27 protein-coding genes are annotated in these 24,913 nt (G+C 52.1%); 15 read left to right on the top strand and 12 right to left on the bottom strand.

Annotated elements, in window-relative coordinates; all coding sequences use genetic code 11:
* Positions 1 to 6 precede the first annotated feature (6 nt).
* Positions 7 to 294, bottom strand: a complete 288-nt coding sequence (gene gatC, locus J4377_RS11045; RefSeq protein WP_038485550.1) for an Asp-tRNA(Asn)/Glu-tRNA(Gln) amidotransferase subunit GatC — start codon at positions 292 to 294, stop codon at positions 7 to 9.
* Between the two features lie 229 nt (positions 295 to 523).
* Here gatC and J4377_RS11040 point away from each other — a divergent pair, with 229 nt between their 5' ends.
* From J4377_RS11040 to tldD, 7 genes are read left to right on the top strand one after another with little or no spacing between them, the layout of a single operon-like run.
* Complete coding sequence (locus tag J4377_RS11040; protein ID WP_009721960.1) at positions 524 to 1,561, top strand: rod shape-determining protein; 1,038 nt, start codon at positions 524 to 526, stop codon at positions 1,559 to 1,561.
* A 23-nt stretch (positions 1,562 to 1,584) separates the two neighbouring features.
* Entirely contained in the window at positions 1,585 to 2,523 is a 939-nt protein-coding gene (gene mreC, locus J4377_RS11035; RefSeq protein ID WP_038485547.1) for a rod shape-determining protein MreC, read from the top strand.
* Positions 2,523 to 3,011, top strand: coding sequence for a rod shape-determining protein MreD (gene mreD / locus J4377_RS11030; RefSeq protein WP_120386764.1), 489 nt, complete (start codon positions 2,523 to 2,525; stop codon positions 3,009 to 3,011). The genes mreC and mreD overlap by 1 nt, the downstream gene beginning before the upstream one ends.
* A gap of 52 nt (positions 3,012 to 3,063) precedes the next feature.
* Positions 3,064 to 3,675 (top strand): nucleoside triphosphate pyrophosphatase, encoded by a 612-nt coding sequence (locus J4377_RS11025; RefSeq protein WP_038485541.1) that lies wholly within the window; start codon positions 3,064 to 3,066, stop codon positions 3,673 to 3,675.
* 59 nt (positions 3,676 to 3,734) lie between these two features.
* Complete coding sequence (rng, locus tag J4377_RS11020) at positions 3,735 to 5,198, top strand: ribonuclease G (protein WP_038485538.1); 1,464 nt, start codon at positions 3,735 to 3,737, stop codon at positions 5,196 to 5,198.
* Positions 5,198 to 9,103 carry a YhdP family protein gene (locus J4377_RS11015; protein WP_253485530.1) on the top strand — a complete coding sequence of 1,302 codons (3,906 nt, stop codon included), beginning with the start codon at positions 5,198 to 5,200 and terminating at the stop codon, positions 9,101 to 9,103. Before rng ends, J4377_RS11015 begins: the two co-directional genes overlap by 1 nt.
* Complete coding sequence (tldD, locus tag J4377_RS11010; RefSeq protein WP_038485532.1) at positions 9,103 to 10,557, top strand: metalloprotease TldD; 1,455 nt, start codon at positions 9,103 to 9,105, stop codon at positions 10,555 to 10,557. Before J4377_RS11015 ends, tldD begins: the two co-directional genes overlap by 1 nt.
* Before the next feature lie 94 nt (positions 10,558 to 10,651).
* Here tldD and yjgA read toward each other — a convergent pair whose 3' ends face one another.
* Positions 10,652 to 11,173, bottom strand: coding sequence for a ribosome biogenesis factor YjgA (yjgA, locus tag J4377_RS11005; RefSeq protein ID WP_038485529.1), 522 nt, complete (start codon positions 11,171 to 11,173; stop codon positions 10,652 to 10,654).
* Positions 11,174 to 11,269: 96 nt separating this feature from the next.
* Between yjgA and pmbA the strand changes: the two genes are divergently transcribed.
* A complete protein-coding gene (gene pmbA, locus J4377_RS11000) occupies positions 11,270 to 12,610 on the top strand; it encodes a metalloprotease PmbA (RefSeq protein ID WP_120386766.1) in 1,341 nt (446 codons plus the stop codon).
* A gap of 71 nt (positions 12,611 to 12,681) precedes the next feature.
* Here the strand turns inward: pmbA and J4377_RS10995 are convergent, their stop codons facing one another.
* The 10 genes from J4377_RS10995 to J4377_RS10950 form a co-directional block, all read right to left on the bottom strand.
* A complete protein-coding gene (locus tag J4377_RS10995) occupies positions 12,682 to 12,951 on the bottom strand; it encodes an HPr family phosphocarrier protein (RefSeq protein ID WP_038485523.1) in 270 nt (89 codons plus the stop codon).
* 45 nt (positions 12,952 to 12,996) lie between these two features.
* Positions 12,997 to 13,911, bottom strand: coding sequence for an RNase adapter RapZ (rapZ, locus tag J4377_RS10990; protein WP_038485520.1), 915 nt, complete (start codon positions 13,909 to 13,911; stop codon positions 12,997 to 12,999).
* A 74-nt stretch (positions 13,912 to 13,985) separates the two neighbouring features.
* Positions 13,986 to 14,456 (bottom strand): PTS IIA-like nitrogen regulatory protein PtsN, encoded by a 471-nt coding sequence (gene ptsN, locus J4377_RS10985; RefSeq protein ID WP_038485517.1) that lies wholly within the window; start codon positions 14,454 to 14,456, stop codon positions 13,986 to 13,988.
* Between the two features lie 4 nt (positions 14,457 to 14,460).
* Positions 14,461 to 14,769: a ribosome hibernation-promoting factor, HPF/YfiA family gene (hpf, locus tag J4377_RS10980; RefSeq protein WP_009721972.1), complete on the bottom strand. Its 309-nt coding sequence runs from the start codon at positions 14,767 to 14,769 to the stop codon at positions 14,461 to 14,463.
* Between the two features lie 97 nt (positions 14,770 to 14,866).
* Positions 14,867 to 16,282: an RNA polymerase factor sigma-54 gene (locus J4377_RS10975; RefSeq protein WP_253485528.1), complete on the bottom strand. Its 1,416-nt coding sequence runs from the start codon at positions 16,280 to 16,282 to the stop codon at positions 14,867 to 14,869.
* A gap of 105 nt (positions 16,283 to 16,387) precedes the next feature.
* On the bottom strand, positions 16,388 to 17,113 hold the full coding sequence (lptB, locus tag J4377_RS10970) for an LPS export ABC transporter ATP-binding protein (RefSeq protein ID WP_095603314.1): 726 nt from the start codon (positions 17,111 to 17,113) through the stop codon (positions 16,388 to 16,390).
* A gap of 78 nt (positions 17,114 to 17,191) precedes the next feature.
* Entirely contained in the window at positions 17,192 to 17,695 is a 504-nt protein-coding gene (gene lptA, locus J4377_RS10965) for a lipopolysaccharide transport periplasmic protein LptA (RefSeq protein ID WP_038485507.1), read from the bottom strand.
* Between the two features lie 8 nt (positions 17,696 to 17,703).
* Complete coding sequence (lptC, locus tag J4377_RS10960; protein WP_174412721.1) at positions 17,704 to 18,276, bottom strand: LPS export ABC transporter periplasmic protein LptC; 573 nt, start codon at positions 18,274 to 18,276, stop codon at positions 17,704 to 17,706.
* Positions 18,276 to 18,818 (bottom strand): HAD family hydrolase, encoded by a 543-nt coding sequence (locus tag J4377_RS10955; RefSeq protein WP_038485504.1) that lies wholly within the window; start codon positions 18,816 to 18,818, stop codon positions 18,276 to 18,278. Before J4377_RS10955 ends, lptC begins: the two co-directional genes overlap by 1 nt.
* A gap of 35 nt (positions 18,819 to 18,853) precedes the next feature.
* Positions 18,854 to 19,840, bottom strand: coding sequence for a KpsF/GutQ family sugar-phosphate isomerase (locus tag J4377_RS10950; protein WP_038485501.1), 987 nt, complete (start codon positions 19,838 to 19,840; stop codon positions 18,854 to 18,856).
* Positions 19,841 to 20,134: 294 nt separating this feature from the next.
* Between J4377_RS10950 and J4377_RS10945 the strand changes: the two genes are divergently transcribed.
* From J4377_RS10945 to murA, 7 genes are all read left to right on the top strand, one after another.
* The gene (locus tag J4377_RS10945) at positions 20,135 to 20,956 is read left to right on the top strand and encodes an ABC transporter ATP-binding protein (RefSeq protein ID WP_038485498.1); all 822 of its coding nucleotides are present in this window, start codon (positions 20,135 to 20,137) and stop codon (positions 20,954 to 20,956) included.
* Positions 20,957 to 21,757: a lipid asymmetry maintenance ABC transporter permease subunit MlaE gene (mlaE, locus tag J4377_RS10940; RefSeq protein ID WP_038485495.1), complete on the top strand. Its 801-nt coding sequence runs from the start codon at positions 20,957 to 20,959 to the stop codon at positions 21,755 to 21,757.
* Positions 21,758 to 21,773: 16 nt separating this feature from the next.
* On the top strand, positions 21,774 to 22,238 hold the full coding sequence (gene mlaD / locus J4377_RS10935; protein WP_038485491.1) for an outer membrane lipid asymmetry maintenance protein MlaD: 465 nt from the start codon (positions 21,774 to 21,776) through the stop codon (positions 22,236 to 22,238).
* Between the two features lie 38 nt (positions 22,239 to 22,276).
* Positions 22,277 to 22,936 carry a phospholipid-binding protein MlaC gene (locus J4377_RS10930; protein WP_038485488.1) on the top strand — a complete coding sequence of 220 codons (660 nt, stop codon included), beginning with the start codon at positions 22,277 to 22,279 and terminating at the stop codon, positions 22,934 to 22,936.
* Positions 22,933 to 23,265 carry a lipid asymmetry maintenance protein MlaB gene (locus J4377_RS10925; RefSeq protein WP_038485485.1) on the top strand — a complete coding sequence of 111 codons (333 nt, stop codon included), beginning with the start codon at positions 22,933 to 22,935 and terminating at the stop codon, positions 23,263 to 23,265. The genes J4377_RS10930 and J4377_RS10925 overlap by 4 nt, the downstream gene beginning before the upstream one ends.
* Positions 23,266 to 23,387: 122 nt before the next feature.
* Complete coding sequence (locus J4377_RS10920; RefSeq protein ID WP_038485481.1) at positions 23,388 to 23,636, top strand: BolA family protein; 249 nt, start codon at positions 23,388 to 23,390, stop codon at positions 23,634 to 23,636.
* A gap of 13 nt (positions 23,637 to 23,649) precedes the next feature.
* Positions 23,650 to 24,912, top strand: coding sequence for a UDP-N-acetylglucosamine 1-carboxyvinyltransferase (murA, locus tag J4377_RS10915; RefSeq protein ID WP_038485478.1), 1,263 nt, complete (start codon positions 23,650 to 23,652; stop codon positions 24,910 to 24,912).
* The last annotated feature ends 1 nt before the right edge of the window (position 24,913 follow it).

Genomic DNA, 24,913 nt, shown 5'->3' with positions numbered 1-24,913 from the left:
ATCTGGCTACTCCACCACGCGGGGTACTAGATACAGGCCATTTTCTACTGCCGGAGCACAGCGCTGGAAAGCGTCGCGCTGGTTAGTTTCCGTGACTTCGTCGGCTCGCAGCCGTTGTGTGGCATCCAGCGGGTGCGCAAGCGGCGCAATGCCATCGGTGTCCAGGCTTTGTAGCTGGTCGACCATGTCCAGAATGCGGCTTAGATCGTCGACAAAACCACTGGCTTGGTCATCGCTAACGGCGAGTCGGGCCAAGTGTGCGGCCCGGCGCACATGAGATTCTTCAAGCGCCATGATCGAATTTTCCTCGCAAACGTGATGGAACATATTCCGCGTTCAGCGGTATACATACGGTCATCTTAAATTCGTCTTGTGTAGCAGACGTAGAAAATAGCCGCAAAAGGTACCACATATTGGCCCTAACGGGCAGTATTAGGCACGACTCGTGCTTGCTGCCAAGGGGTAGCGGTGATACCGTTTGCATCCGCACAGGGTTCCCGGTCTGCACTAGGTAACAACATCCATGTTCAAACGTTTGAGGGGGCTGTTTTCCAGCGATCTGTCGATCGACTTGGGTACGGCCAACACACTGATTTATGTACGCGGTCGTGGCATCGTGCTCGATGAACCGTCCGTAGTCGCTATCCGCCAGTCTGGCAACATGCGCAGCGTGGCGTCGGTTGGTACCGATGCCAAACGTATGCTCGGTCGCACGCCAGGCAATATTACCGCCATCCGCCCGATGAAAGATGGCGTTATTGCCGACTTCACAGTGACTGAGCAGATGCTTCAACACTTTATTCGTAAAGTGCATCAAAGCACCTTCTTAACGCCTAGTCCTCGTGTCTTGGTGTGCGTTCCCTGCATGTCAACGCAGGTTGAACGGCGCGCTATTCGCGAGTCGGCGGAAGGTGCTGGTGCTCGTGAAGTGTTTTTAATCGAAGAGCCGATGGCCGCCGCAATTGGTGCCGGGCTTCCGGTTGAAGAAGCGCAGGGCTCAATGGTGGTTGATATCGGTGGTGGTACTACCGAAATCGCCATTATTTCGCTCAACGGCGTGGTTTATTCAGAATCTATTCGTGTCGGTGGTGACCGCTTTGACGAGGCCATCACTGCGTATGTGCGCCGTCACTACGGCAGCCTGATTGGTGAAGCCACCGCTGAGCGAATCAAAGAAGAGATCGGTTGTGCTTATCCCGGGGGCGAACTGCGCGAAATTGATGTGCGTGGACGTAACCTGGCGGAAGGCATACCGCGTAGTTTCACACTGAACTCCCATGAGATTCTCGAAGCGCTTCAAGAAACCTTGGGTTCTATTGTGGCAGCGGTCAAGAGTGCCCTTGAGCAATCACCACCGGAACTGGCTTCTGATATCGCGGAGCGTGGCTTGGTGCTGACCGGTGGTGGCGCGCTGTTGCGTGATCTCGATAAATTGATCGCCGAAGAGACAGGCTTGCCGGTGATTGTGGCTGAAGATCCGCTCACCTGTGTGGCCCGCGGTGGCGGCAAGGCACTGGAAATGATTGATCAGCATACCTTCGAGTTGCTGTCGAGCGACTGATCGTAGCGGTTTATCGCGGGGGATTGCCTATTAAACCGCTATTTTCGCACGCGTCATTGCCAGGGTATCGGCTATTCTTCTGTGTGCTATTGGCAAGCATTTTAATGTTTGCCGATCAGCGATTTACCCGCATGGAAGATGTGCGTGCCCAAATGACGATGATTGTTGCCCCAATTCAGTGGGTCGTTAGCGTGCCTAGCGATCTACTTAACTGGGGCGCGCTTGCGCTTTCTGACCAGCAAGCGCTCGTCGATGAGAATCGTCGCCTGCGTGAGCAAATTTTGACGCTTTCACATCGTGGTCAGCGGTTGGCTAATCTGACCGCGGAGAATGCCGAATTACGTGATCTTCTGAAGGCAGCTCAGCGTAGAGATATTCCGTACATAACTGCTGAGCTACTGTCGCTAGATAATGATCCTTTTAGTCATCAGATGGTGGTTGACCGGGGGCATCGAAATGGTGCCTATGTCGGTCAGCCGGTGATTGATGCTTTTGGCTTAGTGGGGCAAGTGACCGCTGTGTCGGCGTATTCAAGCCGCGTTCTGTTACTGGCTGATGCGAGCCATGCATTGCCTGTTCAGGTGAACCGTAATGGCCTGCGATTTATTGTGCAGGGAGCTGGTCGTTATGGAAGCGTGAAGGTTTTGCATGTGCCGGATACAGCAGACATTCGCGAAGGTGATCTGCTGACCACATCAGGGTTGGCAGGACGCTTCCCGCCAGGCCATCCCGTTGCTAGGGTCACCGACGTTTATCACGACCCAGGTCAGCCTTTCGCTCAAGTGACCGCAGAGCCCTCTGCTCAGTTGCAGCGTTCACGTCACTTCTTATTGCTGTTCCCGCCGCCCCGTGAAGAGATAGAGGATACTATTTGGGGAGAGGGTATGGAAATTTCAGCCGCTGCACTGCACGCTGCCCAGCGTATTGGTTTGCAGCAGGATGCTGCACGAGAGGTGCAGTAATGGCTAAGACGCCAGTCGTATCACTTATCTTTGTATGGTTTACGCTTGTGCTTGCATTGTGCTTGCAAGTGATGCCTTTAGCAGAGGGGTGGCAGGTATACCGGCCTGAGTGGATAGGGCTAATGCTGATTTACTGGTGCATGCGAACACCGGATAGAGTTGGTGTTTTTCATGGCTTTGTTATCGGCATTCTGATGGATTTGATCGAAGGTACCGCGTTAGGTCAGCATGCTCTGATATTGTCGCTGTTGGCCTTCTTATGCGCCCTGGTTTACCCGCGCTTTCGTGCTTACTCTTTAGTACAGCAGTCTGTTCTCGTGTTGGTCTTATTAGGCTTGGTGCAGTTGATTGAGCAGTGGTTACGCACGCTGACGGGGGATTTTTCAATCCATTTGTCTTTTTTGATTCCATCACTGATCAGTGCTGTTCTGTGGCCCTGGTGGTCTACCATGCTTAAAGCGCTCGAAAAGCGTTTAGCTAGCGTGTAATGATTTATAGTTCATGCGGCTGAGCATTTAATAAGCTGCCGGAGTTGCTGTAATGGATAGTTCACGTTCTGCATCGCCGCCTGTGTTATGCCTTGCTTCGGCATCGCCTAGACGTAAGGCGTTGTTAGCATCGATAGGTGTGGCGGTCGAGGTCATGCCAAGTGACGTAGATGAAACGCCGCTCAAGGGTGAATCTGCGCAAGCTTATGTGGAGCGCTTGGCGAGTGCGAAAGCGCAAGCGGCTGTTTCAAGAACAGCCCTTCCTGTGCTGGGTTCAGATACGGCCGTGGTGATTGATGATCAGATATTAGGCAAGCCAATTGATGAGCATGATGCAGCCGTTATGCTTAAGAAGCTGTCAGGGCGTCGTCATAATGTATTAACAGCGGTCGCTGTGGCTGGCCCCAAGGGTGTACTCTCTTGTTGTGTGACAACGGTCGTCAAGATGCGCGTAATCAGTCAGCAGGAAATAGCTGACTATTGGCAAACTGGTGAGCCGGTAGATAAAGCCGGAGGATACGCCATCCAAGGTTTAGCCGCTGTGTTTGTTGAAGAAATTAAGGGCAGCCATTCAGCAGTTGTTGGGCTGCCTCTCTATGAAACAACACGCTTGTTGTGCCAGCAAGGGGTGCCAATCTGGTCGGGCTGCTATCAGCAGAGCTAACCGCCATTTCGCCGCCTGCTGTGTTGGCAAGGATACTGTGACTCAATAAGGAATTTTGCATGAGCGGTGAAGTCCTCATCAATTTAACGCCAATGGAGACTCGCGTTGCGCTGGTGGAAAATGGTGTCTTACAAGAGGCGCTCATTGAACGCTCACGTAGGCGCGGCATTGTAGGTAATATCTACAAAGGCAAAGTAGTGCGTGTACTGCCTGGTATGCAGGCTGCTTTTGTTGATATTGGCCTTGAGCGCGCGGCGTTTATTCATGCCCATGAGGTAATGCCATCAGGGACGCCTAATGATGAGCAGCAGACTATTGGTCAGTTGCTACATGAAGGTCAGGCGCTTGTCGTTCAGGTGACCAAAGATCCCATTGGCACCAAGGGTGCCAGGCTCACTACCCATCTCTCGATTCCTTCACGTTATCTTGTCTATATGCCTGACTCTCCCCATCATGGCGTGTCTCAGCGCATTGAAGATGAGCGAGAGCGGGAGCGTTTAAAAGCGCTGCTCGATAAGGGCATTGACGAGCAGACCATTGAGGTAACCGGTGGCTTCATCGTGCGCACAGCGGCAGAGGGGGTCGGTGATGAAGAGCTGGCGGGTGACATGTACTTCCTGCTGCGTATTTGGCGCAAAGTCAGTGAGCGTAAAATAACGGCGGCGTCGCCTAGTGTGATCTACGATGACCTGCCGTTATTTATGCGTACATTACGGGATGTCATGCGCGATGATATTGAAAAAGTGCGCATCGATTCCCGCGAGAACTTTGTCAAACTGGTCGAGTTCGCTGAAGAGTTTATGCCAGATGCGGTAGACCGTATCGAGTATTATCCAGGCGAGCGTCCCATCTTTGATCTGTATAGCGTTGAAGATGAAATTCAAAAAGCACTGGGGCGTAAGGTTCAGTTGAAGTCCGGTGGCTATCTGGTTATCGACCCGACAGAAGCGATGACCACGATTGATGTTAATACCGGTGGTTATGTCGGTCATCGTAATCTTGAAGAGACGATTTTTAAAACCAACCTGGAAGCGGCGACTGCGATTGCCCGTCAGCTAAGGCTACGCAACCTTGGCGGCATCATTATTATCGACTTCATCGATATGGTGGATGTAGAGCATCAGCGCCAAGTGTTACGCGTGCTTGAGAAAGCGCTAGAGCGTGATCATGCGAAGACGAAGTGCACCGGAGTGACTGAGCTGGGTTTAGTGCAGTTGACCCGTAAACGCACGCGGGAAAGTCTGGAGCAAACCTTGTGCGAGGCTTGCCCAACATGCAGTGGGCGCGGGACGTTGAAAACGCCTGAAACTGTTTGTTACGAGATTTTTCGCGAGATATTGCGCGAAGAGCGTGCCTACAGTGCCGAAACGTATATGGTGCTTGCCTCTCAACCGGTAGTTGACAGACTGTTGGACGAAGAATCTGCGGCGGTCGCCGACCTGGAAACGTTTATTAATAAAACCATTCGTTTTCAAGTAGAGCAACACTACTCCCAAGAACAGTACGACATCGTACTAATGTAATGATAGCGTTACGTTCATTCTCTCGATGGTGCCTAGTAGCGATCGCCTCGTTACTAGGAGGTCTTGCTGTCTTTCTATTATTGGCACGCTTATTAATTAGCCAATCCAGCCTACTAACACCGAAAATAGAAGCGTTATTAGAGGCCCGTGTGGGGGTGCCCGTTACTATCGAGCACCTATCGCTGTCGTTGGCGCGTAACGATCTTGTTTTGCAATTGGAAGGTGTGCATTCAGCGACGCCTGACGGGCAGCAATTAGTATCCCTTGAAAGTGCGCATTTACGGCTTGATGGTTGGGCGACATTGAGAAGTATTGCACCCGTATTTAATGATGCGCGCATCACAGGCCTTGAATTTCATCTATATCAGCAGCGAGACGCTGCTTGGGGCTGGCCTGCACCAGCAGAGCTGCCGATCGTTATGTCTCAGGAGCCTACTGTTGATTTAGCGGCGTTGGACGCCTGGGCAGGTCTTATTCTTCGCCAGCGATTGTGGGTAGATAATACTCGTCTGGTGCTGCATGGAAGCCAACAGGCCGTCACCTTGCACGCGCCTACCTTGCTGCTCAATGGCGATAAGCGGCGAACGCGCTTGGAGGGTGCCGTCACGATCTTAGAATCTCAAAGCGTGGATTCGCAAGGAACAGGGTCTCAAGAAAAGGAGACTCAAGAAGCACAAGAAACGCTGCCGGCCATTGCGATGAACGTGGAGATGCAGCCTGGAGAGCAGGGTTTCCGTGATTTTTCAGCGGCGCTCCAATTGGACATGCAACTGGATCATCTAGTGGCACTAGCCGCTGTTTTACGTTCCGATCGCATGCCTTCTCTAGAGCAAATGGGAGGCGAGGTTACGTTGTGGGGTCGCTGGCATGCAGGACGCTTAGATGAGATTCGCTTGGCTGTCGATGTTCCACAGTTGACCCTTCGCCACGAGATTCAATACGCCGTACTTCAAAACATTCAGGCCAATGGCCTTTGGCGGCGAGACGGTGAGGGCGGCGAAGCATGGCTTAGTGGTGATGCTGAAAACGTCGAGTGGGCGCGTCCAGAAGGTGGAAGTGGTGGCCCAGCCTTACCGCGGCATTGGTACTTATCCCACCAGCCTGATCGATGGGAGGTGCGCACCAGCGCATTTGAGCTGGCTTCTTTGGCGGCTTGGCGCGACTATATTTTGTTGCCTGAATCGCTTACTCGAGTGTTACAAACACTATCACCCCGTGGTCAGGTCCAAGGTTTGCGTTTAGGTCAGCATGAAGGCCATTGGGGGGTTGATGCGGCGTTAACCAATGTGGCTGTGCTGCCTTGGGAGCAAGCGCCAGGAGGTGGCCCGTTAGATGCTTGGGTACAGGCAAGAGACTTTCGCGGCAGAGTAACGTTTAACAGTGCTGGAAGCAGCTCGCTTAATTTTCCTGAATTGTTTGAATCACCCATGCTGTTGAGCCATGCCGAGGGTGTGGTGGAGTGGGTGTATGACGGCCCGAGCACCATGATCAGTGGTAGGGATCTACGCCTAGATTGGGATGGTGCCGAGGTGAGTGGGGGTTTTGGTCTGATTGCGGGTGAACAGGGCGGCCAGTTTGGGCTTGATATTGCGTTTGCAAATGTTGATGCGCTTAATTACCCGCTCTCTCAGTGGCTGCCCGTTAAAGCTCTTGAGCCTGAGCTTCGTGAGTGGCTATTAACCGATATAGGCGGTGTTGTTCCCCACGGCTCGCTCAAGCTTAGCTTTCCCTTTACTGGGGAAGAGGCTGGTTCAGAAAGTCAGTTTGCAGATCAAATTTCCTCCACGTTGGCCCTCTCTGTCACACAGGGGCGATTACCTATCGCGCCTGATTGGCCCATGCTTGAGAAGATCGAGGGCAGATTGGTTTGGAAGGATCAGGTGTTGGAGGCGGTTATTCAGCATGCTGAAAGCCAGGGCATTGACGTCTCTGATGGGGTGCTAAAGATGGCTGATGAGACGCTTAATTTGTCGGGAAGTGTCAGCAGTGATAGTGATTCACTGCTGGCGTTTCTCCAGGCGATGCCTGAGATTGATCTGCCACTGCTTAACGATGTTCGTGCAGAGGGCCGGGTTGAGGGTGACATCGCTTTATCGTTACCACTGAGCGCGCCGGACTCATTGGCGCTGGAGATTAATGCTCGACCAAATGTCACAACGCTTGCTTTTCAGCCTGTCGACATTCCGCTAGAAGATATTCAGGGGGAGATGACGTGGCAGCAGCACGGCGAAAAAAGCGCTTTGCTCGGGCATGTCTCGGGTCTGTGGTCAGGTAATTCCATAGAAGCGGATATCAATGTTCCAGACGACGGTATTGCCTTGGGCGGAAATATTGATGTCGCCACCTTATTTCAACTGGCCAATATTCCCGCTGAACAAGCTCGCCAGCTGTTTGAAGGGCGTGCTCAGTGGCGTGGGCAGGTCAACCTACAGCCATCACCGTCGATCGTCCTTGAAAGCCGCTTGCTTGGTATTACAAGCAGGTTGCCAGCGCCATTTAGCAAGTCCGCTGAACAGCCATGGCCATGGCGGTTAAGCGCGGACGTCGATAGTGGCCACTTAACAACACAGTTAGCCGACATCGTTAATGCTCGCGTACAGCTTGATCATAATGAGCTGGCAGGGGTAATTGCTTTGGGCAGTGCTGCCGCACCGAGTGACTGGCCAACGCAGCCAGGCTGGAGCGTTGTCGCGCAGGTTGATGAGTTGCCTCTTGATGACTGGCAGGAGGCGTTGTCACCGTTGATGCAGGCGTCATCTTCGTCGAATGGCGATAGTGAGGATACGCCAATATCAGTAATGCTTAGTACGCCTTGCGTGCATTTCCGTGATGCGTGTTTTGGTCGCTTAGAAGCGACAGGCAATATTGAAGGAAAGCGCTTGGCTATACAGTTAAGCGGTGACCTTGTGTCAGGTCGAGTGAATTATCAGCCCGGTAGCGCGCTGCCGCTTGATATCGCTATCTCGTCGCTGGAAGTAGATCGACTATTGGATATGCCTGCTGCAGCGCATGACAGCAGTGCGCCGACACCAGGCTCTTGGATGGATGCTGTCGAAACTCAGCACGCCACACCAACTGCTATACCAGAATGGCTTAACCAGTTGCCGGATGGCAGGCTCAGACTAGCCGATATTGGCGTTGGCGAAGGACGTTTCGGACCGTTAACCGCTTATTGGCAAAGCCAGGATCAACGTTTTACTCTTTCCCCGGTCGGTCTGACATTAGGGCAGCTCTCTGCCCGCGGAGAATTGGTATGGGAAGGCGACGCTAACAATAGCCATACCCGCGCTGATGTTTCTATACAAGGTGGTGATGTGGGCACTGCGTTAGAGCGTCTAGGCCAGCCAATAGCCATGCGCAGCCGTTCCACGGATGTCAGCGCAACGCTGGCATGGCCAGGCGCTCCCTGGCAATTTGAATTAAGTCGGGCGGAAGGCGATATTCGTACCGATGTACGTGATGGGCGCTTTGTGACGCTGGAATCTACACCGGCTCGCTTGGTTGGTCTGCTTAATTTTGACAATATACTGCGTCGTTTGCGTTTCGATTTTTCGGACGTGACGGGACAAGGAACTGCATTTGATCGGGTGCATGGCACGGCAGATGTCGCCGCGGGTCAATTACTGCTGCGCGGTCCACTTTCCATTGAAGCGCCATCTACCACGCTAACCCTGACGGGAAGCGTCAATCTTATACAACGTGAACTTGATCAGCGACTAGGCGTCACACTACCTATTAGCCAAAGCTTGCCTCTCGCAGCCATAGCCGTAGGTGCTCCGATTGTAGGTGGCGCTCTTTTTGTAGCGGACCAGCTTTTTGGTAGCGCGTTAGATCAAGCAACCACTATTCACTATCGCGTGCGAGGTCCGTGGACGTCGCCGCAGATCACTCTAGAAGGCCCTTAATGACCGCACATAAGAGCGATGTAAATACCGCTGTTTCCATTTTGTTGACACCAAGTGGCCTGGATTTGGATGCCCTTGATACAGGGCTGTCTTATGCCCTGGGTGCTGGTATTGATTATGCCGATCTCTACTTCCAGCGTACTTGGCAAGAGGGGTGGGTGCTGGAAGATGGTGAAGTAAAAGAAGCCAGCTATAACATTGATGGCGGCGTTGGTGTGCGCTCCTTAGCAGGTGAAAAGACAGGCTTTGCCTACTCCAATCAAATTACCGCAGATGCGCTAATGGATACTGGCCGTACAGCAGCGGGCATTGTGCGTAGTGGTAAGCAGTTACCTGGGCAGCCGGTAGTGGCTGTCAGCGCTGCCGGTCGTTATGCAGGACTTGATCCGTTGGCGGGGCTTACTGCTGACGAAAAAGTGGCAATGTTAAAAGAAGCAGACCGCATCGCGCGTGCAGCTGACCCCTGTATTAGCCAAGTGAGCGCCTCATTGTCAGGCACTTATGAAGTGGTGTTAGTGCGTGCCAGTGATGGCACCTTAGCGGCAGATATCCGCCCATTAGTCCGTTTTAATGTAAGTGTTATCGCGGCTAAAAATGGTCGGCGAGAGCGAGGCGGTGCTGGGGGCGGCGGTCGTTACTCCATGTCCAGGCTGCGAGATGAAAACGTAGCGGAACGCTATGCGAAAGAAGCTGTTCGCCAAGCCTTAGTTAACCTAGAGGCAGTCGATGCACCTGCTGGTCAAATGCCGGTTGTTCTCGGCGCTGGCTGGCCAGGTATTTTGCTTCATGAAGCGGTGGGCCACGGGCTTGAAGGTGATTTTAATCGTAAGGGTAGTTCAGCGTTTGCAGGGCAGATGGGGAAACGTGTTGCGGCGAAAGGTGTGACGGTCGTCGATGATGCTACCGTTGCTGACTGCCGTGGTTCGTTAAGCGTGGATGATGAAGGCACGCCAGGGCAATACACGCCGCTGATTGAAGACGGTATTTTAACTGGCTATATGCAAGATAAGCTTAATGCACGGTTAATGAATATGGCGCCAACGGGTAATGCGCGGCGTGAATCTTTTGCCCATTTGCCGATGCCGCGTATGACCAATACTGTCATGCTGGCAGGCCAAGATGAACCCGCCGACATTATCAAAAGCGTTAAGCGCGGTATCTATGCGGTCAGTTTCGGTGGTGGTCAGGTCGATATTACATCAGGCAAGTTCGTTTTTTCAGCCAGCGAAGCCTACCTCATTGAAGATGGCAAAATTACTGCGCCTGTTAAAGGGGCTACCTTGATTGGCAACGGTCCTGAGGCAATGGGGCGTGTTTCAATGATTGGCCATGATATGGAAATGGATACAGGTATCGGTGTCTGCGGCAAAGAGGGACAGGGTGTGCCGGTAGGCGTCGGTCAGCCCACCCTTAAGCTGGATGAGCTGACGGTCGGCGGCACTCAGTCTTCGTGACTTGATTGTCATCACTTGGTCTTGATGACTTGGTCTTAATGACTTGGTCCTTATGAACTAGCCTTTATGGCCCAGTCATTGAGACATATAGGGGTTAGAGTGCCAGCGTATCGCGTAAGTGTTTGAACAGCTTGCGCGAGCTGGTCGGTGGTTTACTTTGCTCACGCTCTTTACGCGCATTGCGCACTAGTTGTCGTATTACCTGACGGTCAGCGTTAGGGTATTCCGCCATAAATAGATCGACAGCGCTGTCGCCTTCTTCGACTAACCGATCGCGCCATTTTTCTAGCCGGTGAAAGGCATGATCGCGCTGCTCTTTTTCCTGCTCGATAGCGTCGAAGACACCCTGTATGGCAGTAAGGTCTTCTTTGCGAATAAGCTTGCCCACATATTGCATATGGCGACGGCGGCCTTCATGGGAGCGGATGCGAGAGGTTTCTTCTATGGCGCGTAACATGTCGTCAGAGAGCGGAAATTTTGCGCGCTCGGCTGGTTTCATCGCGATAAGCGTTTCGCCAAGCGCCTGGAGAGCATGCATTTCCCGCTTGAGCTGAGACTTACTAGGGCGCTCTTCTTGTTCATCAATATCGAGGGGTTCGGGGCGTTGCTTAGGCATACTAGAACTCACTAATTAGTTTCGTTTGCAGCATTATATCAGGCTGCGACCACAACATTGATCCGCCAATGCGATTCAGGCGAAAAGGAGGCCAAAATGGCACAAGCATTTGATGCAGCGGCCCAGCAGGTGCTGTTAACCCAGCGTGCTGAAGAGGCGCTTGCGCTGGCAAAAAAATTAGGCGCAGATGCTGCTGAAGTCGGCGCTAGTGTAGATCAAGGCCTTGGGATAAGCGTGCGTCTTGGAGAGGTGGAAACTGTCGAACTTTCACGTGATCAAGGAATTGCCATTACGCTATATGTTGGGCAGCGCAAGGGCAGCGCCTCGTCTACCGATGCCAGCAGCGCGTCAATTAAAGCCACGGTAGAGAAAGCCCTGGCAATTGCCCGTTATACGGGGGAGGACCCTGCCGCAGGGTTAGCAGATGCGTCGCTAATGGCAACTGACCTACCTGACCTTAAAGTGCATTATCCATGGTCGTTGACGACTGATGAAGCAATCGATTTGGCGCTGGCATGTGAGAAAGCGGGGCGTGATGTTGCGGGAATTCATCAGTCGGAAGGCGCTTCGCTATCCAGTGGTGAGGGAGTGCGAGTTTACGCTAACAGCCACGGTTTCCTCGGCACCCAGAAAGGCAGTAGTCATTCACTTTCCTGCATGCTGATTGCACAGGATGAGAAGGGCATGCAGCGCGATTACGATTATACCTCGGCACGTAATCCCGCCATGCTTCGAGATCCCGCGGAGGTTGGCCGCGAAGCGGCGTCACGCACGCTACGTCGGTTAGGCGCTCAACGGCCGCCAACAGGTACCTTTCCGGTGCTGTTCGACCCGTCACTTTCCAGCGGCTTAGTAGGTCACTTGATGGGGGCGTTGGCAGGTGGGGCGCTTTATCGCGAATCCTCTTTCTTATGTGATCGTTTAGGTAGCCAGCTATTCCCGAGCTGGTTTGGCTTGGAAGAGCGGCCTATGGAGGTGGGTGCGACGGCTAGCTCGCCGTTTGATGCTGAAGGCGTTCAAACTCGCAACAATCGCTTTATTGATCAGGGTAGTGTGGCTAGCTATATGCTGTCTGCTTACAGTGCGCGGCGTTTAGGTATGCAATCTACAGGTAATGCAGGTGGGGCACGCAATTTACGTTTGTTAGCGCCGCTGACGCCCCGAGATGATTTGCTGAAGCAGATGGGGCGTGGCATTTGGGTGACTGAGCTAATGGGACAGGGGGTTAACGGCGTGACTGGCGACTATTCGCGAGGTGCTGCCGGCTTTTGGGTTGAAAATGGTGAAATACAGCACCCTATCGAGGAGTTCACTATTGCCAGTAATTTGAATAGCATGTTTGCTGGCTTGGTCGCAGTCGGTGATGACATCGATACCCGTGGCAGTATTCACACGGGTAGCTGGCTAATTGATGCAATGACCGTCGCTGGTAACTAACACCTTAGCTAACAGCTCAGTTAACACGTTGGCTGATGCTGTTTTAATGATGTCAGTGGTATTCACTGATGTTAGTGCTCTTCGTCAAAACGTGCGTCGAATAGTGCTTCAATGGCCTCTAGTGCTTGTTCGGCGTCGTCGCCTTCCGCATGGACTCTAAGTTCAGTGCCACAAGGGGCGGCCAGCATCAATAACGACATAATGTTGGCCGCATCAGCCATTTGCTGTTGTTTGTAAACGTGAATGTTGGCCGAAAACTGTTGGCTACACTTGACGAGTTTTGTCGCTGCACGAGCATGAAGGCCGCGCTGATTAGTGAGTGTTAAGGTTCTTTCTGGCACTCTGGTTCCTTTTAGCCGAGTGGGGTCGTGAAGAAAAGGCGTTGCTTATTGCGCGTTTGTTGAAGGCTCGGATGTGGAGGGCTGCTGTTCACTTAGGGTGTACTGCAGGCCTAGCTCACGATGACGGAGTTGAACCTCTCCCGCTTGTTTCACCAGCATTTGTGCCAGTTGTTCCACCATATAGACAGAACGGTGCTGCCCGCCGGTACAGCCAATAGCAATAGTCATATAACTGCGCTGGCTATTTTGGTAAGCGGGTAGCCACTTTTCCAACCATGTCTGGATATCATTGCGCATTTCTTCTACGACGGGATATCCCTTAAGAAAGTTGATGATGTTCGCGTCACGCCCAGTGTATTGGCGCAGCGTAGGGTCCCAGTAGGGATTTGGTAAGCAGCGCACGTCAAAGACGAGATCAGCGTCAAGTGGGACGCCACGTTTATAGCCAAATGACTCTAGTGTCAGCGTTAATCTATCTTCACGCTGTTGGGCAACCTGATCCGTTATTCGGCGGCGCAGGTCATGAACCGACAGACGCGATGTGTCGATCATCAGGTCGGCAAGATCACGGATGTCGAGCAGGGTTTCTTCTTCTTTATTGATGGCCTCTTCAAGCGTCATGTCACTATCACGCGTAAGAGGGTGGCGACGACGCGTGGCTGAGTATCGCTCAAGAAGAATTCGCGCATCGGTGGTTAGATAGATAACCTGGAAGTGAATGCTTTTCTGACGCAAAGATTCAAGCATTTTTGGCAGCTGCTTTAGCGCAGCTGGTAAATTACGCGCATCGATACTTACCGCTAGTTGAGGGCGTGCCCCTTGCTCGCGAAGCTCATCCACAAGGGAGCCGAGTAACATGGCGGGCAAATTATCGATGGCACAATAGCCAAGATCTTCTAACGCTTGTAAGGCGATAGATTTACCGGACCCTGAACGGCCGCTAATGATCACCAGTTGCATAGAGTTTCTCTTGGCATGCCAATAAAAATGGAGGTAAACGTTAAACTAGTAGGCAGTGTCTAGCGGTGGACCATTTAGGTAACAGGTTGTTCACGAATTTTTGCTGTAATAAGGTCCAATAGCTCACGTTGGCTAGCCGCTCTACGAAGCTGCTGACGTGTGTCAACGTTGTTCATGATGGACGCCACTTGCCCTAATAAGGCTAAGTGCGTGTCGTCCGCCTCTTCGGGCACTAAAAGTACGAAAACAAGGTCGACGGGGTCGCCATCAATAGCATCGAAATCTACTGGCTCAGCTAACTTTAAAAAACCAGCGATAGGCGAGCTGCAGTGAGGGCTACGGGCGTGAGGAATAGCAACGCCGTTGCCTATTCCAGTGCTACCCAAACGCTCACGACCAATCAGGCGGCTGAAGACTTCTTGGCTATCTAGGCTTGGCGTGTTTTGCGCAATAAAGGTGCTGAAAAATTCCAGCACCCTTTTTTTGCTGCCCCCGGGGACGTCATACAGCACGCGCTCCGGGGGAAGAATAGTTTCCAACGTCATTGAGTTAACGCACGCCAGCGCCTTGGGCGCGAGCTTGTGCTTTTTCCTTGTGTTTAACGAGTTGACGATCAATTTTGTCCGCTAGTGCATCAATCGCAGCGTACATATCGTTGTCTAATGCTTCTGCGTGTAGATCGGCACCTGCAGCATGCAGGGTGCAGGCAGCTTGCTGGCGCTCCTTTTCAACAGATAAGGTCACTTGTACGGTGGTGATATTGTCATAATGGCGCTCAACGCGTTCCAGCTTCTCATTTACATAGTCACGCAAGGCGTCAGTCAGATCTACGTGATGACCAGTGATATTTACTTGCATTGACGTGCTCCTTATCCATCGGACTGTTCTTCGATTGTAACCCTTTTTGCGCTATTGCAAAGCCCTTAGACAGACTTTGTTCGTTAGCACTGTTTTATTAGCGTAAACGGCGGCGTTCGCTTGAAGAGGGTATACCCATCGACTCGCGATATTTGGCCACCGTTCGCCTTGCCACATTAATGCCACCCTCTTCCAATAGCGCCACGAGGCGGCTGTCTGAGAGAGGTTTCCCGGGCGGTTCATCTTGCACCAGTTTTTTGATTCGAGCGCGGATGGCGGTGCTGGAGTGACTGTCACCGCCGTCCTGGCCACTTACTTGGCTTGAAAAGAAGTATTTGAGCTCAAACACTCCGCGCGGAGTATGAATGTATTTCTGGGTGGTGACCCTGGAAATAGTGGATTCATGCATTTCTACGGCGTCTGCGATATCGGCTAAAATCAGCGGTTTCATGGCTTCTTCGCCGTGTTCCAGAAAGCCTATCTGGCGAGCTATGATTTCTCGGCCCACCCGCAGTAGCGTATCATTTCGACTTGAAAGGCTCTTGATGAGCCAGCGAGCTTCTTGGAGATGCTCTTTTAAAAATTGGTTATCTTGGCTCTTGTCAGCCCGTTTGATCAGGCTTGCGTAGTCAGGTTGAATGCGCAAGCGCGGCAATGCCTCAGGATTTAGCTCCAGGTGCCATCCTTCGTGGTCATGGCGTACGACTAAATCTGGCGTTACATAGCTGTCATCAGTGTCGCCAAAGGCACTTCCTGGGCGAGGATCAAGGCTGCGGATCAAGCGGATGACATCATCAAGCTGCTCATCATCTAGACTTAACCGCCGCTTTAGCAAACGCACATCATCCTTACCAAGCGCTTCCAGAAATTGACGCACTAACCGCTTGGCAGGCATAAGCAGCGGTGTATCTTCCGGTAGTGAGGCGAGCTGCAGCATTAAACACTCCCGCAGGTCGCGAGCAAATACACCGGTGGGCTCAAACTGTTGAAGACGAAGCAAGGTTGTTTCAACTTCACGCTGGCTAAGGCCTTCATGCCCTTGGGCTTTAAGTCCTTCGCGAATGTCATTGAGAGGCTGGGTTAGGTAGCCGTTGGCATCCAGTGCATCGATGAGGCTTTCAGCAATGGCGTGGTCGCGTGGTGAAAAATCTGTCATGGCGAGTTGCCAAAGTAAGTGGCCATGCAAACTTTGACCAGCGGCTTGACGCTCAAAGTCAGGCCCCTCGCTGCTGGCACCATGGCTACCAAGGTCTTGATAAGTGTCTGACCAGTCACTGTCAGTTGAGAGTTCGTTAGGAATGCTTTCGGACCATTCAGCTTCCTGGGGTTCACTAACGGCCTGTTCGCCGAACTCATCTTCCTGCTCAAGCATTGGATTGGCATCAAGTGCTTGCTGAATTTCTTGACGGAGGTCCAGCGTTGATAGCTGTAACAGGGCGATGGCCTGCTGCAGCTGAGGTGTCATGGTCAGCTGTGTACCGATACGCAATTGAAGAGAAGCTTTCATGACCATCTGAGAACCGCTCGTTAATCAGAAAGCTCCACCCTAGTGCGAGTTATGGCTTGGTGCAAGTGCAATAAGTATGCCACCACTACTATTTTTTCTACAGATGGCTGTTTACAAGCGGAAATCAGCCCCCAAGTAAACGTCTCTTACCCGCTGGTTGTTGAGAATTTCCTGAGGGGGGCCACTGGCGATGATATGGCCGTCACCTACAATGTAAGCAATATCGCAAATATCCAGTGTTTCCCTGACGTTATGATCAGTGATCAGCACGCCGATATGGCGCTTTTTGAGGGCTCGAATGATCGTTTTAATATCGCCCACTGAGATTGGATCAACGCCGGCAAACGGCTCATCAAGCAGGATAAAGGCAGGCTCGGTCGCGAGGGAGCGGGCAATCTCAACACGTCTACGCTCTCCGCCCGAAAGACTCATGCCGAAGTTGTCACGAATGTGCGTGATGTGAAAATCTTCCAGTAGCGACTCAAGGCGCTGCTCCCTGGCGCTACGATCGAGCTCTTTGCGGGTTTCCAGGATTGCCATGATGTTGTCGGCGACGGTAAGTTTGCGAAAAATAGAGGCTTCCTGAGGCAAGTAGCCAATACCAGCCATTGCACGTTCGTGCATGGGGGCATGGGTTAAATCAAGCTCATCAATGCCAACCTTTCCCGCATCAGACTTTACCAAGCCGACAATCATATAAAACGATGTCGTTTTGCCTGCGCCATTGGGGCCTAGTAGCCCTACCACGCTGCCTTGAGATATCTCTAGGTTAATATCCTTAACGACACGGCGGCGTTTATAGCTTTTAGCTAAGTGTTGGGCATAAAGTGTTTTTATCGGCGCGCTTTCTGATGCTGATTCTGAGGCTGTGGTTTGAGGTGCGGGCTCTGCGTTATTGGTCGCCACTGGACACTCCTATTGTTCCGGCTGAAGAGTCATGCGGATACGTTGTGGCTCACCACCACTAACATCAGAACGCGCCTGAACCACACCTTGGTCTATAAAGTACTCTAATCGCCCACCTTCAAAGCGATCTGCTTGCTGGGTCAGTTCCGCTTGGTCAATGAGCTCTACCCGACGCTCGGCAACATGATAAATAATACGTTTTGCCCAGCCTTCCATTGGGCTAGCTTGGTCTTCGAGCTGGTTACGTATGTAGGCTCGTCCACCGGTTGCAATGGCACGCGATAGCTCGCCAGCATCGTTGCGCTGAATCTCAACGCGATCGCCGCGCAGTTGCATATTGCCCTGCCGAATATCGACGTTGCCTGAATACACTGCGGTGCCTGCGCGTTGATCGAGATCTAAACGGTCAGCCTCTACTTCTACGGGGGCTTGGCTTTGTGCCATAACCGGTAGCGCTGCCGCTGAAATGGGTAGCGCAATGACGAAGAGTGCCGTGCGAATAAGAACGTTCATCGCGACTCCTACTGAGAACGAGTGGCAGGCGGGTGAACGCCGCGCACGTTATTGGTTAAGCGGATCTGGCTATCATCCAGCCATACATCCATACGTGAAGCGTCAATGCGCTGGGGCGGTTGCTGAAGTATGGTTTCGGCATCGCTCCAAGCATGACGGGTGATGCCATCATAGTGTAATAACTCAGTATTCAACTGCCAGCCCTCATCAGGTGCAAGTAATTGGGCTGAACCAGCTAGCGTGAGCGCCTGCGTGTCAGTATTTAGGGTGCCGGTCTCCGCCGTCGCTAGCCATTGACGCTCTTCGCTATCAAATAGTGTCGCCCTGGGGGAGAGGACATCTGTCATCGCCGTTTGAGGGGTATGAACTAAGCGTGGCGTCGTCAGCGACTGCTGGATGGCTCCGGTGTCACCAAACAGAGTAATTTCTGCATTCTCTAGTACATGGCCGGGCTCTTGAGCACGAGCCTCTGCGTCGATTGATTGGTCTTGAGGGCCGCGCGGATCCAGCCATACCAGTACGCCACCTAAGGCAAACACCATGATGGTTATCCAAATGCGTTTTTTAACCCAAAAGCGCATTACGATTGGCCGTGTAGGTACGTATCTAAAACAGCATCCCAATGACCTTGAGACATCAATAAGGTATCGCAGATTTCACGTACAGCGCCGTGGCCACCAAGCCGATCGGTAATCCAGTCAGCGTGAGTATGCATATAATCAGGAGCATTAGGGACGGTGATGCCTACGCCAGAACGTTTAATTGGAGCAAGGTCTGGTAGGTCGTCACCACAATAAGCAACCTGCTCAAGCGTGATGTCTAGGCGTTGGCAAAGCGCGCGTAGCGTAGTGAGTTTATCCTCGCACCCTTGATACACATGGGTAATTCCCAACGACGCAGCACGTTGGCTGACCATGGGAGAATCACGCCCAGTAATTAAGGCAACATGGATTCCGACGCGTTTCAAAAGTTTGAGGCCGTGGCCATCTTGGGTATGAAACGCTTTGATTTCGATACCGTCAGCTTGAAAATAGAGGCGGCCATCGGTAAGTACGCCGTCAACGTCAATAGCAAGCAATTTTACGCGGCGAATCCGGTCTTGTAGAGCGTCAGGTAGGGCCATGAAGCCTCCGTATTATTAATGTTTGAAAAGATTGATTAAATGACACCACTAGCAAGTAAGTCATGCATATGTAGCGCGCCAATGGGGCGCTGCTGATCATCCACGACCGCCAGTGCGGTGATTCGACTGTCTTCCATGATGCGTACCGCTTCAGCCGCTAACACATCGGGACCGATACGTTTTCCAGGACGTGTCATCACATCATCAACTAGGACGTCACGTAGGTCATGAAACTGATCCAGCGTTCGGCGTAAGTCACCGTCGGTATAAACGCCGGCAAGGCGTCCTTCGCTATCGATTACGCAGGTAAAGCCCAACCCTTGGCGAGTAATTTCCAAGAGTGCGTCCCGTAACGGGCTGCCTAATGCTACTTGGGGGAGGCGTGATCCGTTGTGCATTAAATCCTTTACACGCAAAAGTAGGCGTTTGCCGAGGCTTCCACCTGGGTGTGAAAGCGCAAAATCTTCCGCGGTGAAGCCCCGTGCTTCTAATAATGCCACGGCTAAGGCATCACCTAAGGCAAGTGCTGCTGTGGTTGAGCTGGTCGGCGCTAAGTCGAGAGGGCAGGCTTCGCGCTCAACGCCGCTATTAAGGTGAGCATCGGCGTGTTTGGCTAATGTGGAACCAGGGCGTCCAGTCATGCTGACAAGGGGGGTTCCTAGGCGTTTCAGCAGCGGAAGCAGCGCAGTGACCTCTGCGGTTTCGCCAGAGTTCGAAAGTGCTAGTACAACATCTGCGCGGGTGATCATGCCGAGATCGCCATGACTGGCTTCACCTGGGTGTACAAAAAAAGCAGGCGTGCCGGTGCTTGCCAACGTTGCAGCCAGCTTGCCCGCAATATGGCCGGACTTACCCATGCCGGTTACCACTACGCGGCCCTGGCAGGCGAGGATAAGTTCACAAGCGTGGTCAAAGCTCTCATCAAGTTTTGCCTGAAGTCCACCGATAGCGGCCTGCTCAATTTGCAGTGTGCGCAGCGCACTTTCACGCAGTGGGCTAGGTGTCGATAGTGGCTGGCGCATGAGGGCATCTCTTTTCATAAGCGGTCAAAAGTAGGTCGGTAAGAATAACATCTTGGCGCGGTTTGTAGGTAAGGCGCGTATCCTACTCCTCAGCGCGGTTGCAATGAGCGCATCTGTTACTGTGAGTAGCGTTAAGTTACGATGTTCGATAATATTTCGAAAACACTGTTTTTTAAACTGTCTGTTCTTTATAAACTAGCTGTTTTTTTGAATTATCTGTTTTTAACTAACTAATGCGTAGCCAGCATATACTAATGCTGTTGCGGCAAGACGACCATCAAGGCCAGCCAGCCCATGACCGATGCTCCCTTCATCGAAATTGAAGATTTGTACTTCTCGCGGGGTGATCATGATATTTTTCGCGGAATCAACATGACGATTTCGCGAGGCCAGGTAACGGCTATCATGGGGCCAAGCGGTACCGGAAAGACGACCCTTTTAAAGCTAATTGGTGGGCAATTAACGCCTGACCGGGGGCGAGTGTTAATCGACGGTCAAGATGTCCATCGCCTGTCGCGTAAGGCCCTGTTTACGCTGCGTAAGCGCATGGGTATGTTATTTCAGAGCGGCGCACTGTTTTCAGATCTTGATGTATTTGAAAACGTAGCGTTTCCGCTTCGGGTGCATACTGACTTGCCTGATCCTATGATACGCGATCTAGTGCTTCTTAAGTTACAGGCAGTGGGTTTGCGCGGGGCTAGGCACTTGTCGCCAGCTGAGCTTTCGGGGGGGATGGCAAGGCGTGTGGCGCTGGCACGGGCGGTAGCGCTTGATCCAGAGTTAATCCTTTATGATGAGCCTTTTGTCGGGCAAGACCCCATTTCTATGGGGGTGCTTGTACAGCTAATTAAACGGCTGAATCAGGCACTGTCGCTTACGTCAGTGATCGTTTCGCACGATATCAAAGAGACCCTCAGCATTGCGGATTATCTGTACCTCATTGCCGATGGGCAGGTGGTAGCCTCTGGCACGCCAAGAACCTTAGATACGAACCAAGATCCCCGAGTAAGCCAGTTTATCCATGGTGAGCCAGACGGGCCGGTGCCGTTTCACTATCCCGCTGAGACACTTTACCGCGATATTCTAGGCCAAGCCTCTGCAGGGAAGGTGCGTTAAATGCAATCAAACATTAAACATGCTATTTCGCATGTCGCTCGGCTGGGGCAAAAAGGGTGTGATGCCTTAGAGTCGTTAGGGCGTGCAGGTGTCTTTCTTGCCCAGTCGGCAGTAGGGGTACCTTCTCGGGAAGGGTGGTCGTTGTGGCTGCGCCAAGTGCACTTTGTCGGTGTACTGTCTCTGGCTATTGTACTGGTGTCAGGGCTGTTTATAGGCATGGTGCTTGCGCTGCAGGGGTATACCATATTGGTTGATTTTGGGGCAGAGCAGGCGCTTGGCCAGATGGTTGCTCTTTCGCTTCTTCGAGAGCTAGCGCCAGTGGTCGCTGCGCTACTGTTTGCAGGGCGCGCGGGCTCTGCGTTAACGGCGGAAATTGGCCTGATGAAGGCGACTGAGCAGTTAACCAGCATGGAAATGATTGGCGTTGACCCTCTGCGCCGGGTTGTGGCGCCAAGGTTGTGGGCAGGTTTTGTTGCGCTACCTATTCTTACCGTTGGTTTTAGCGTAGTGGGGATTTGGGGTGGCTATTTGGTTGGCGTGGAATGGCTGGGGGTTTTTGAAGGCTCTTACTGGAGCAATATGCAGGCTAGTGTTTCGTTTGTTGATGATATTGGTAATGGAATAATCAAAAGCCTTGTATTTGCAGTAGTCGTCACCTGGATTGCGGTGTTCCAAGGGTATGACTTAGTGCCTACCTCTGAAGGTATTTCGCGTGCGACAACCCGCACGGTGGTGTATTCATCGCTTGCTGTTTTGGGGCTGGATTTTGTATTGACCGCCGTGATGTTTGGCGGCCTTTAATGGGTGGAGCAATAACATGAAGCGCAGTAAAACCATGGAGTTTGGTGTTGGCCTGTTTATGCTTGCGGGCATTCTGGGGCTTGTTTTTTTGGGCTTACGCGTAAGTGGCATGACGCTTTCAACATCTTCCGACACGTTTCGTCTCGAGGCCAGTTTTTCCAACATTGGCAGCCTGAAACCACGTGCGCGGGTCACCATGGCCGGTGTTACTGTGGGACGGGTAGAGGCTATTGAGCTTGATACCGAGTGGTATGATGCGCGGGTGGTGTTGAGCCTCGATAGTGATCTTGAAGGCCAGCTTTCGCAAGATACTACCGCAGCTATTTTGACGGCTGGGCTGCTCGGTGAGCAGTATATTGGCCTGAGTGTTGGCGGCGCTCCTGAAGTGCTTGAGGAGGGGGATGTTATTCGTGATACCCAGTCTGCCCTGGTGCTCGAAGAACTTATCCAGCAATTTGTATCCAATATGGTTACTAACTAAGCACCGTGGGTGCTGTCAGTTGTCATGAGGTGATTTTAATGAAAGAAAATAGCGTAATGTTGGCCCGTCGTTTGCTTTTTTTGTTGACGCTAGCGGTCGTTCTGCTGCCTTTTGCTGCCCAGGCCCAGTCGAAATCGCCAGAAGCGTTGGTTCGTGAAAACGTCAATGAATTCATGGAGCAGATTAACGGTAGAGAAGATTATTACGCCAATAATCTTAATGAGCTTAAGGCGTTAGTCAACGATAGCCTGAATGATGTAGCGGATTTTCGTTATATTGGCGCTAGCGTGATGGGAAGCTACTTTCGCAACGCAACGCCAGAACAGCGTAGTCGGTTCGCCGATGTTTTTCGTCAAACCCTGATCGACACGTACACGCGTGGTCTCGTGACCTTTGATTACGATGAGTTGCGAGTGTTGACCGACCAGCGCGGTCAGCGCTATGAAGATCAAGCCAGTGTTGATATGGAAGTTGTTGCCACAAATGGTCAGATTTACCCCGTTAGCTACAGTCTGCGACTTTCAAATGGTGAGTGGAAAGTGGTCAATGTTATTGTTAATGGCATCAATTTAGGGCTGACCTTCCGTAATCAGTTTGATCAGTCGATGCGCGAAAATAACCGAGACTACGATGCAGTCATTCGTAGTTGGTCGCCTGAAATTGGTGTCGACGAGCTTGAGCAAGGGGGCAACGCGTGACGACGCTGTTATCTATGCCCCATGTTTCGCTGATTGCGCAGTCTTGCGCGTTGGCTGTTCAGGGTGATCTCAATGTCAATGCAGCGGCCGATGTGGCCGCTGCAGGCGTTAAATGGCTTGAAAGTGCTCGATTAACTGATGTTGTTCTCGATTTTTCAGGCGTTTCAAAGGCAAGTAGCGCGGCGATTAGCGTTCTGTTTGAATGGCTGCGTGCGTGTCACTCGCTAGACATTGTCGTTACGTCGATTGCATTGTCTGCTCCGCTTGAACGTTTAACGTCGCTCGCTGAACTCGACGCGCTAATAGGTTCGCCCAACGCTGAAGCGTGAGTGCTCGTCTAGCATCGCCAAGCGTGTCGCTTTTCTTTATCATGTTCTCCTGTTCCTCACTAATTCAACGTCCTCCCTATTTCAATTACCTAATTCAATGGCCCAAAGGAGTTTCCTGTCTTATGCAACCCAACGAGGTAAAAGCACTGCTTGAGTCCCGCATCGATGGATGTGATTTTCATATCCAGGGTGAAGGCTGCAATTTTCAGGTGATCGCGGTTGGCGAAGCTTTTGAAGGTCTTTCTCCTGTAAAGCGTCAGCAACTGGTCTATGCGGCGCTAAATGACGAAATTGCATCTGGCGCTCTGCACGCCATTAGTATCAAAACGTTTACTCCGGCGCAGTGGCAAACTGCACCGGAAAACGCATAGTAGCGGCTTCTCTATGGATAAATTAATCATTACCGGCAATGGGTCGGTAGATGGCGAAGTGTGGGTGAGTGGCGCTAAGAATGCGGCGTTGCCAATTTTGTGTGCCAGCCTTTTGGCAGATGGTCCGGTCATTATTGGTAATTTGCCTCATTTGCAAGACATCACTACTACGCTGGAGTTGCTAGGACGAATGGGCGTTGAACCTGTGATGGGTGAGAAACTCAGTATCCAGCTTGACGGCTCTCAGGTAACGCAGTGTCATGCTCCCTACGAGCTCGTTAAGAAGATGCGCGCCTCCATTCTGGTGTTAGGCCCGTTGTTAGCACATTTCGGTAAGGCAGATGTTTCTCTACCAGGCGGGTGCGCAATTGGTTCACGTCCGGTGGACTTGCATATCCGTGGTCTTGAGGCGATGGGCGCAGAGATCCGCGTTGAAGCGGGTTATATTCGTGCCCGAGTTGATGGACGCTTGAAAGGAGCCACTATCTTCTTTGATACAGTGACGGTAACGGGTACCGAAAATCTGTTGATGGCGGCAACCCTTGCTGAGGGCACCACTATTCTTGAAAATGCTGCGCGCGAGCCGGAAATTGTCGATCTCGCCGAGTGTTTGATCAAGATGGGAGCTAATATTCGCGGGCATGGTACTGACACAATCGTGGTTGAGGGCGTTGCGACGCTGCACGGCTGCGAGCACGATGTCATGCCTGATCGTATTGAAACGGGTACTTTCCTGGTGGCAGCTGCCATGACGGGTGGTCGCGTGAAAGTGAAGCGCACCCGTGCCGATATTTTAGAAGCGGTGCTTGCGAAGCTTGAAGAAGCGGGTGCTGAGATTACCAGTGGCGATGATTGGATCGCTTTGGATATGCACGGTAAGCGCCCAAAAGCGGTGAATATTCGCACTGCACCTTATCCTGCATTCCCTACCGATATGCAGGCGCAGTTTGTGGCGATGAATGCTGTCGCCGAGGGGCATTCCCGGGTAGTGGAAACCATCTTTGAAAACCGCTTTATGCACGTGCAAGAGCTAAACCGGATGGGGGCGAATATTGCCCTTGAAGGTAATACGGCACTGATTGAAGGCGTAGAAAAGCTTTCAGGTGCGCCGGTAATGGCTACCGACCTTCGTGCGTCAGCGTCATTGGTGATCGCGGCAATGATGGCTGAAGGCGAAACGCTTGTAGATCGTATTTATCATATCGATCGTGGTTATGAGTGCATTGAGGAAAAATTACAGCTGCTGGGTGCGCGCATTCGCCGTATTCCTGGCTAAG

It is taken from the genome of Halomonas sp. XH26 (assembly GCF_024138895.1).
Classification (GTDB): domain Bacteria; phylum Pseudomonadota; class Gammaproteobacteria; order Pseudomonadales; family Halomonadaceae; genus Vreelandella; species Vreelandella alkaliphila.
The sequence above is the reverse complement of the archived record's forward strand: the minus strand, read 5'-3'. Positions and strand labels throughout refer to the sequence as shown.

Bases quoted from the DNA above. Each gene is read 5' to 3' on its own strand.
- gatC (WP_038485550.1), bottom strand. From the start codon at position 294: ATGGCGCTTGAAGAATCTCATGTGCGCCGGGCCGCACACTTGGCCCGA.
- J4377_RS11040 (WP_009721960.1), top strand. From the start codon at position 524: ATGTTCAAACGTTTGAGGGGGCTGTTTTCCAGCGATCTGTCGATCGAC.
- mreD (WP_120386764.1), top strand. From the start codon at position 2,523: ATGGCTAAGACGCCAGTCGTATCACTTATCTTTGTATGGTTTACGCTT.
- J4377_RS11025 (WP_038485541.1), top strand. From the start codon at position 3,064: ATGGATAGTTCACGTTCTGCATCGCCGCCTGTGTTATGCCTTGCTTCG.
- rng (WP_038485538.1), top strand. From the start codon at position 3,735: ATGAGCGGTGAAGTCCTCATCAATTTAACGCCAATGGAGACTCGCGTT.
- J4377_RS11015 (WP_253485530.1), top strand. From the start codon at position 5,198: ATGATAGCGTTACGTTCATTCTCTCGATGGTGCCTAGTAGCGATCGCC.
- tldD (WP_038485532.1), top strand. From the start codon at position 9,103: ATGACCGCACATAAGAGCGATGTAAATACCGCTGTTTCCATTTTGTTG.
- yjgA (WP_038485529.1), bottom strand. From the start codon at position 11,173: ATGCCTAAGCAACGCCCCGAACCCCTCGATATTGATGAACAAGAAGAG.
- pmbA (WP_120386766.1), top strand. From the start codon at position 11,270: ATGGCACAAGCATTTGATGCAGCGGCCCAGCAGGTGCTGTTAACCCAG.
- rapZ (WP_038485520.1), bottom strand. From the start codon at position 13,911: ATGCAACTGGTGATCATTAGCGGCCGTTCAGGGTCCGGTAAATCTATC.
- ptsN (WP_038485517.1), bottom strand. From the start codon at position 14,456: ATGACGTTGGAAACTATTCTTCCCCCGGAGCGCGTGCTGTATGACGTC.
- hpf (WP_009721972.1), bottom strand. From the start codon at position 14,769: ATGCAAGTAAATATCACTGGTCATCACGTAGATCTGACTGACGCCTTG.
- J4377_RS10975 (WP_253485528.1), bottom strand. From the start codon at position 16,282: ATGGTCATGAAAGCTTCTCTTCAATTGCGTATCGGTACACAGCTGACC.
- lptA (WP_038485507.1), bottom strand. From the start codon at position 17,695: ATGAACGTTCTTATTCGCACGGCACTCTTCGTCATTGCGCTACCCATT.
- lptC (WP_174412721.1), bottom strand. From the start codon at position 18,276: ATGCGCTTTTGGGTTAAAAAACGCATTTGGATAACCATCATGGTGTTT.
- J4377_RS10955 (WP_038485504.1), bottom strand. From the start codon at position 18,818: ATGGCCCTACCTGACGCTCTACAAGACCGGATTCGCCGCGTAAAATTG.
- J4377_RS10950 (WP_038485501.1), bottom strand. From the start codon at position 19,840: ATGCGCCAGCCACTATCGACACCTAGCCCACTGCGTGAAAGTGCGCTG.
- J4377_RS10945 (WP_038485498.1), top strand. From the start codon at position 20,135: ATGACCGATGCTCCCTTCATCGAAATTGAAGATTTGTACTTCTCGCGG.
- mlaE (WP_038485495.1), top strand. From the start codon at position 20,957: ATGCAATCAAACATTAAACATGCTATTTCGCATGTCGCTCGGCTGGGG.
- mlaD (WP_038485491.1), top strand. From the start codon at position 21,774: ATGAAGCGCAGTAAAACCATGGAGTTTGGTGTTGGCCTGTTTATGCTT.
- J4377_RS10930 (WP_038485488.1), top strand. From the start codon at position 22,277: ATGAAAGAAAATAGCGTAATGTTGGCCCGTCGTTTGCTTTTTTTGTTG.
- J4377_RS10920 (WP_038485481.1), top strand. From the start codon at position 23,388: ATGCAACCCAACGAGGTAAAAGCACTGCTTGAGTCCCGCATCGATGGA.
- murA (WP_038485478.1), top strand. From the start codon at position 23,650: ATGGATAAATTAATCATTACCGGCAATGGGTCGGTAGATGGCGAAGTG.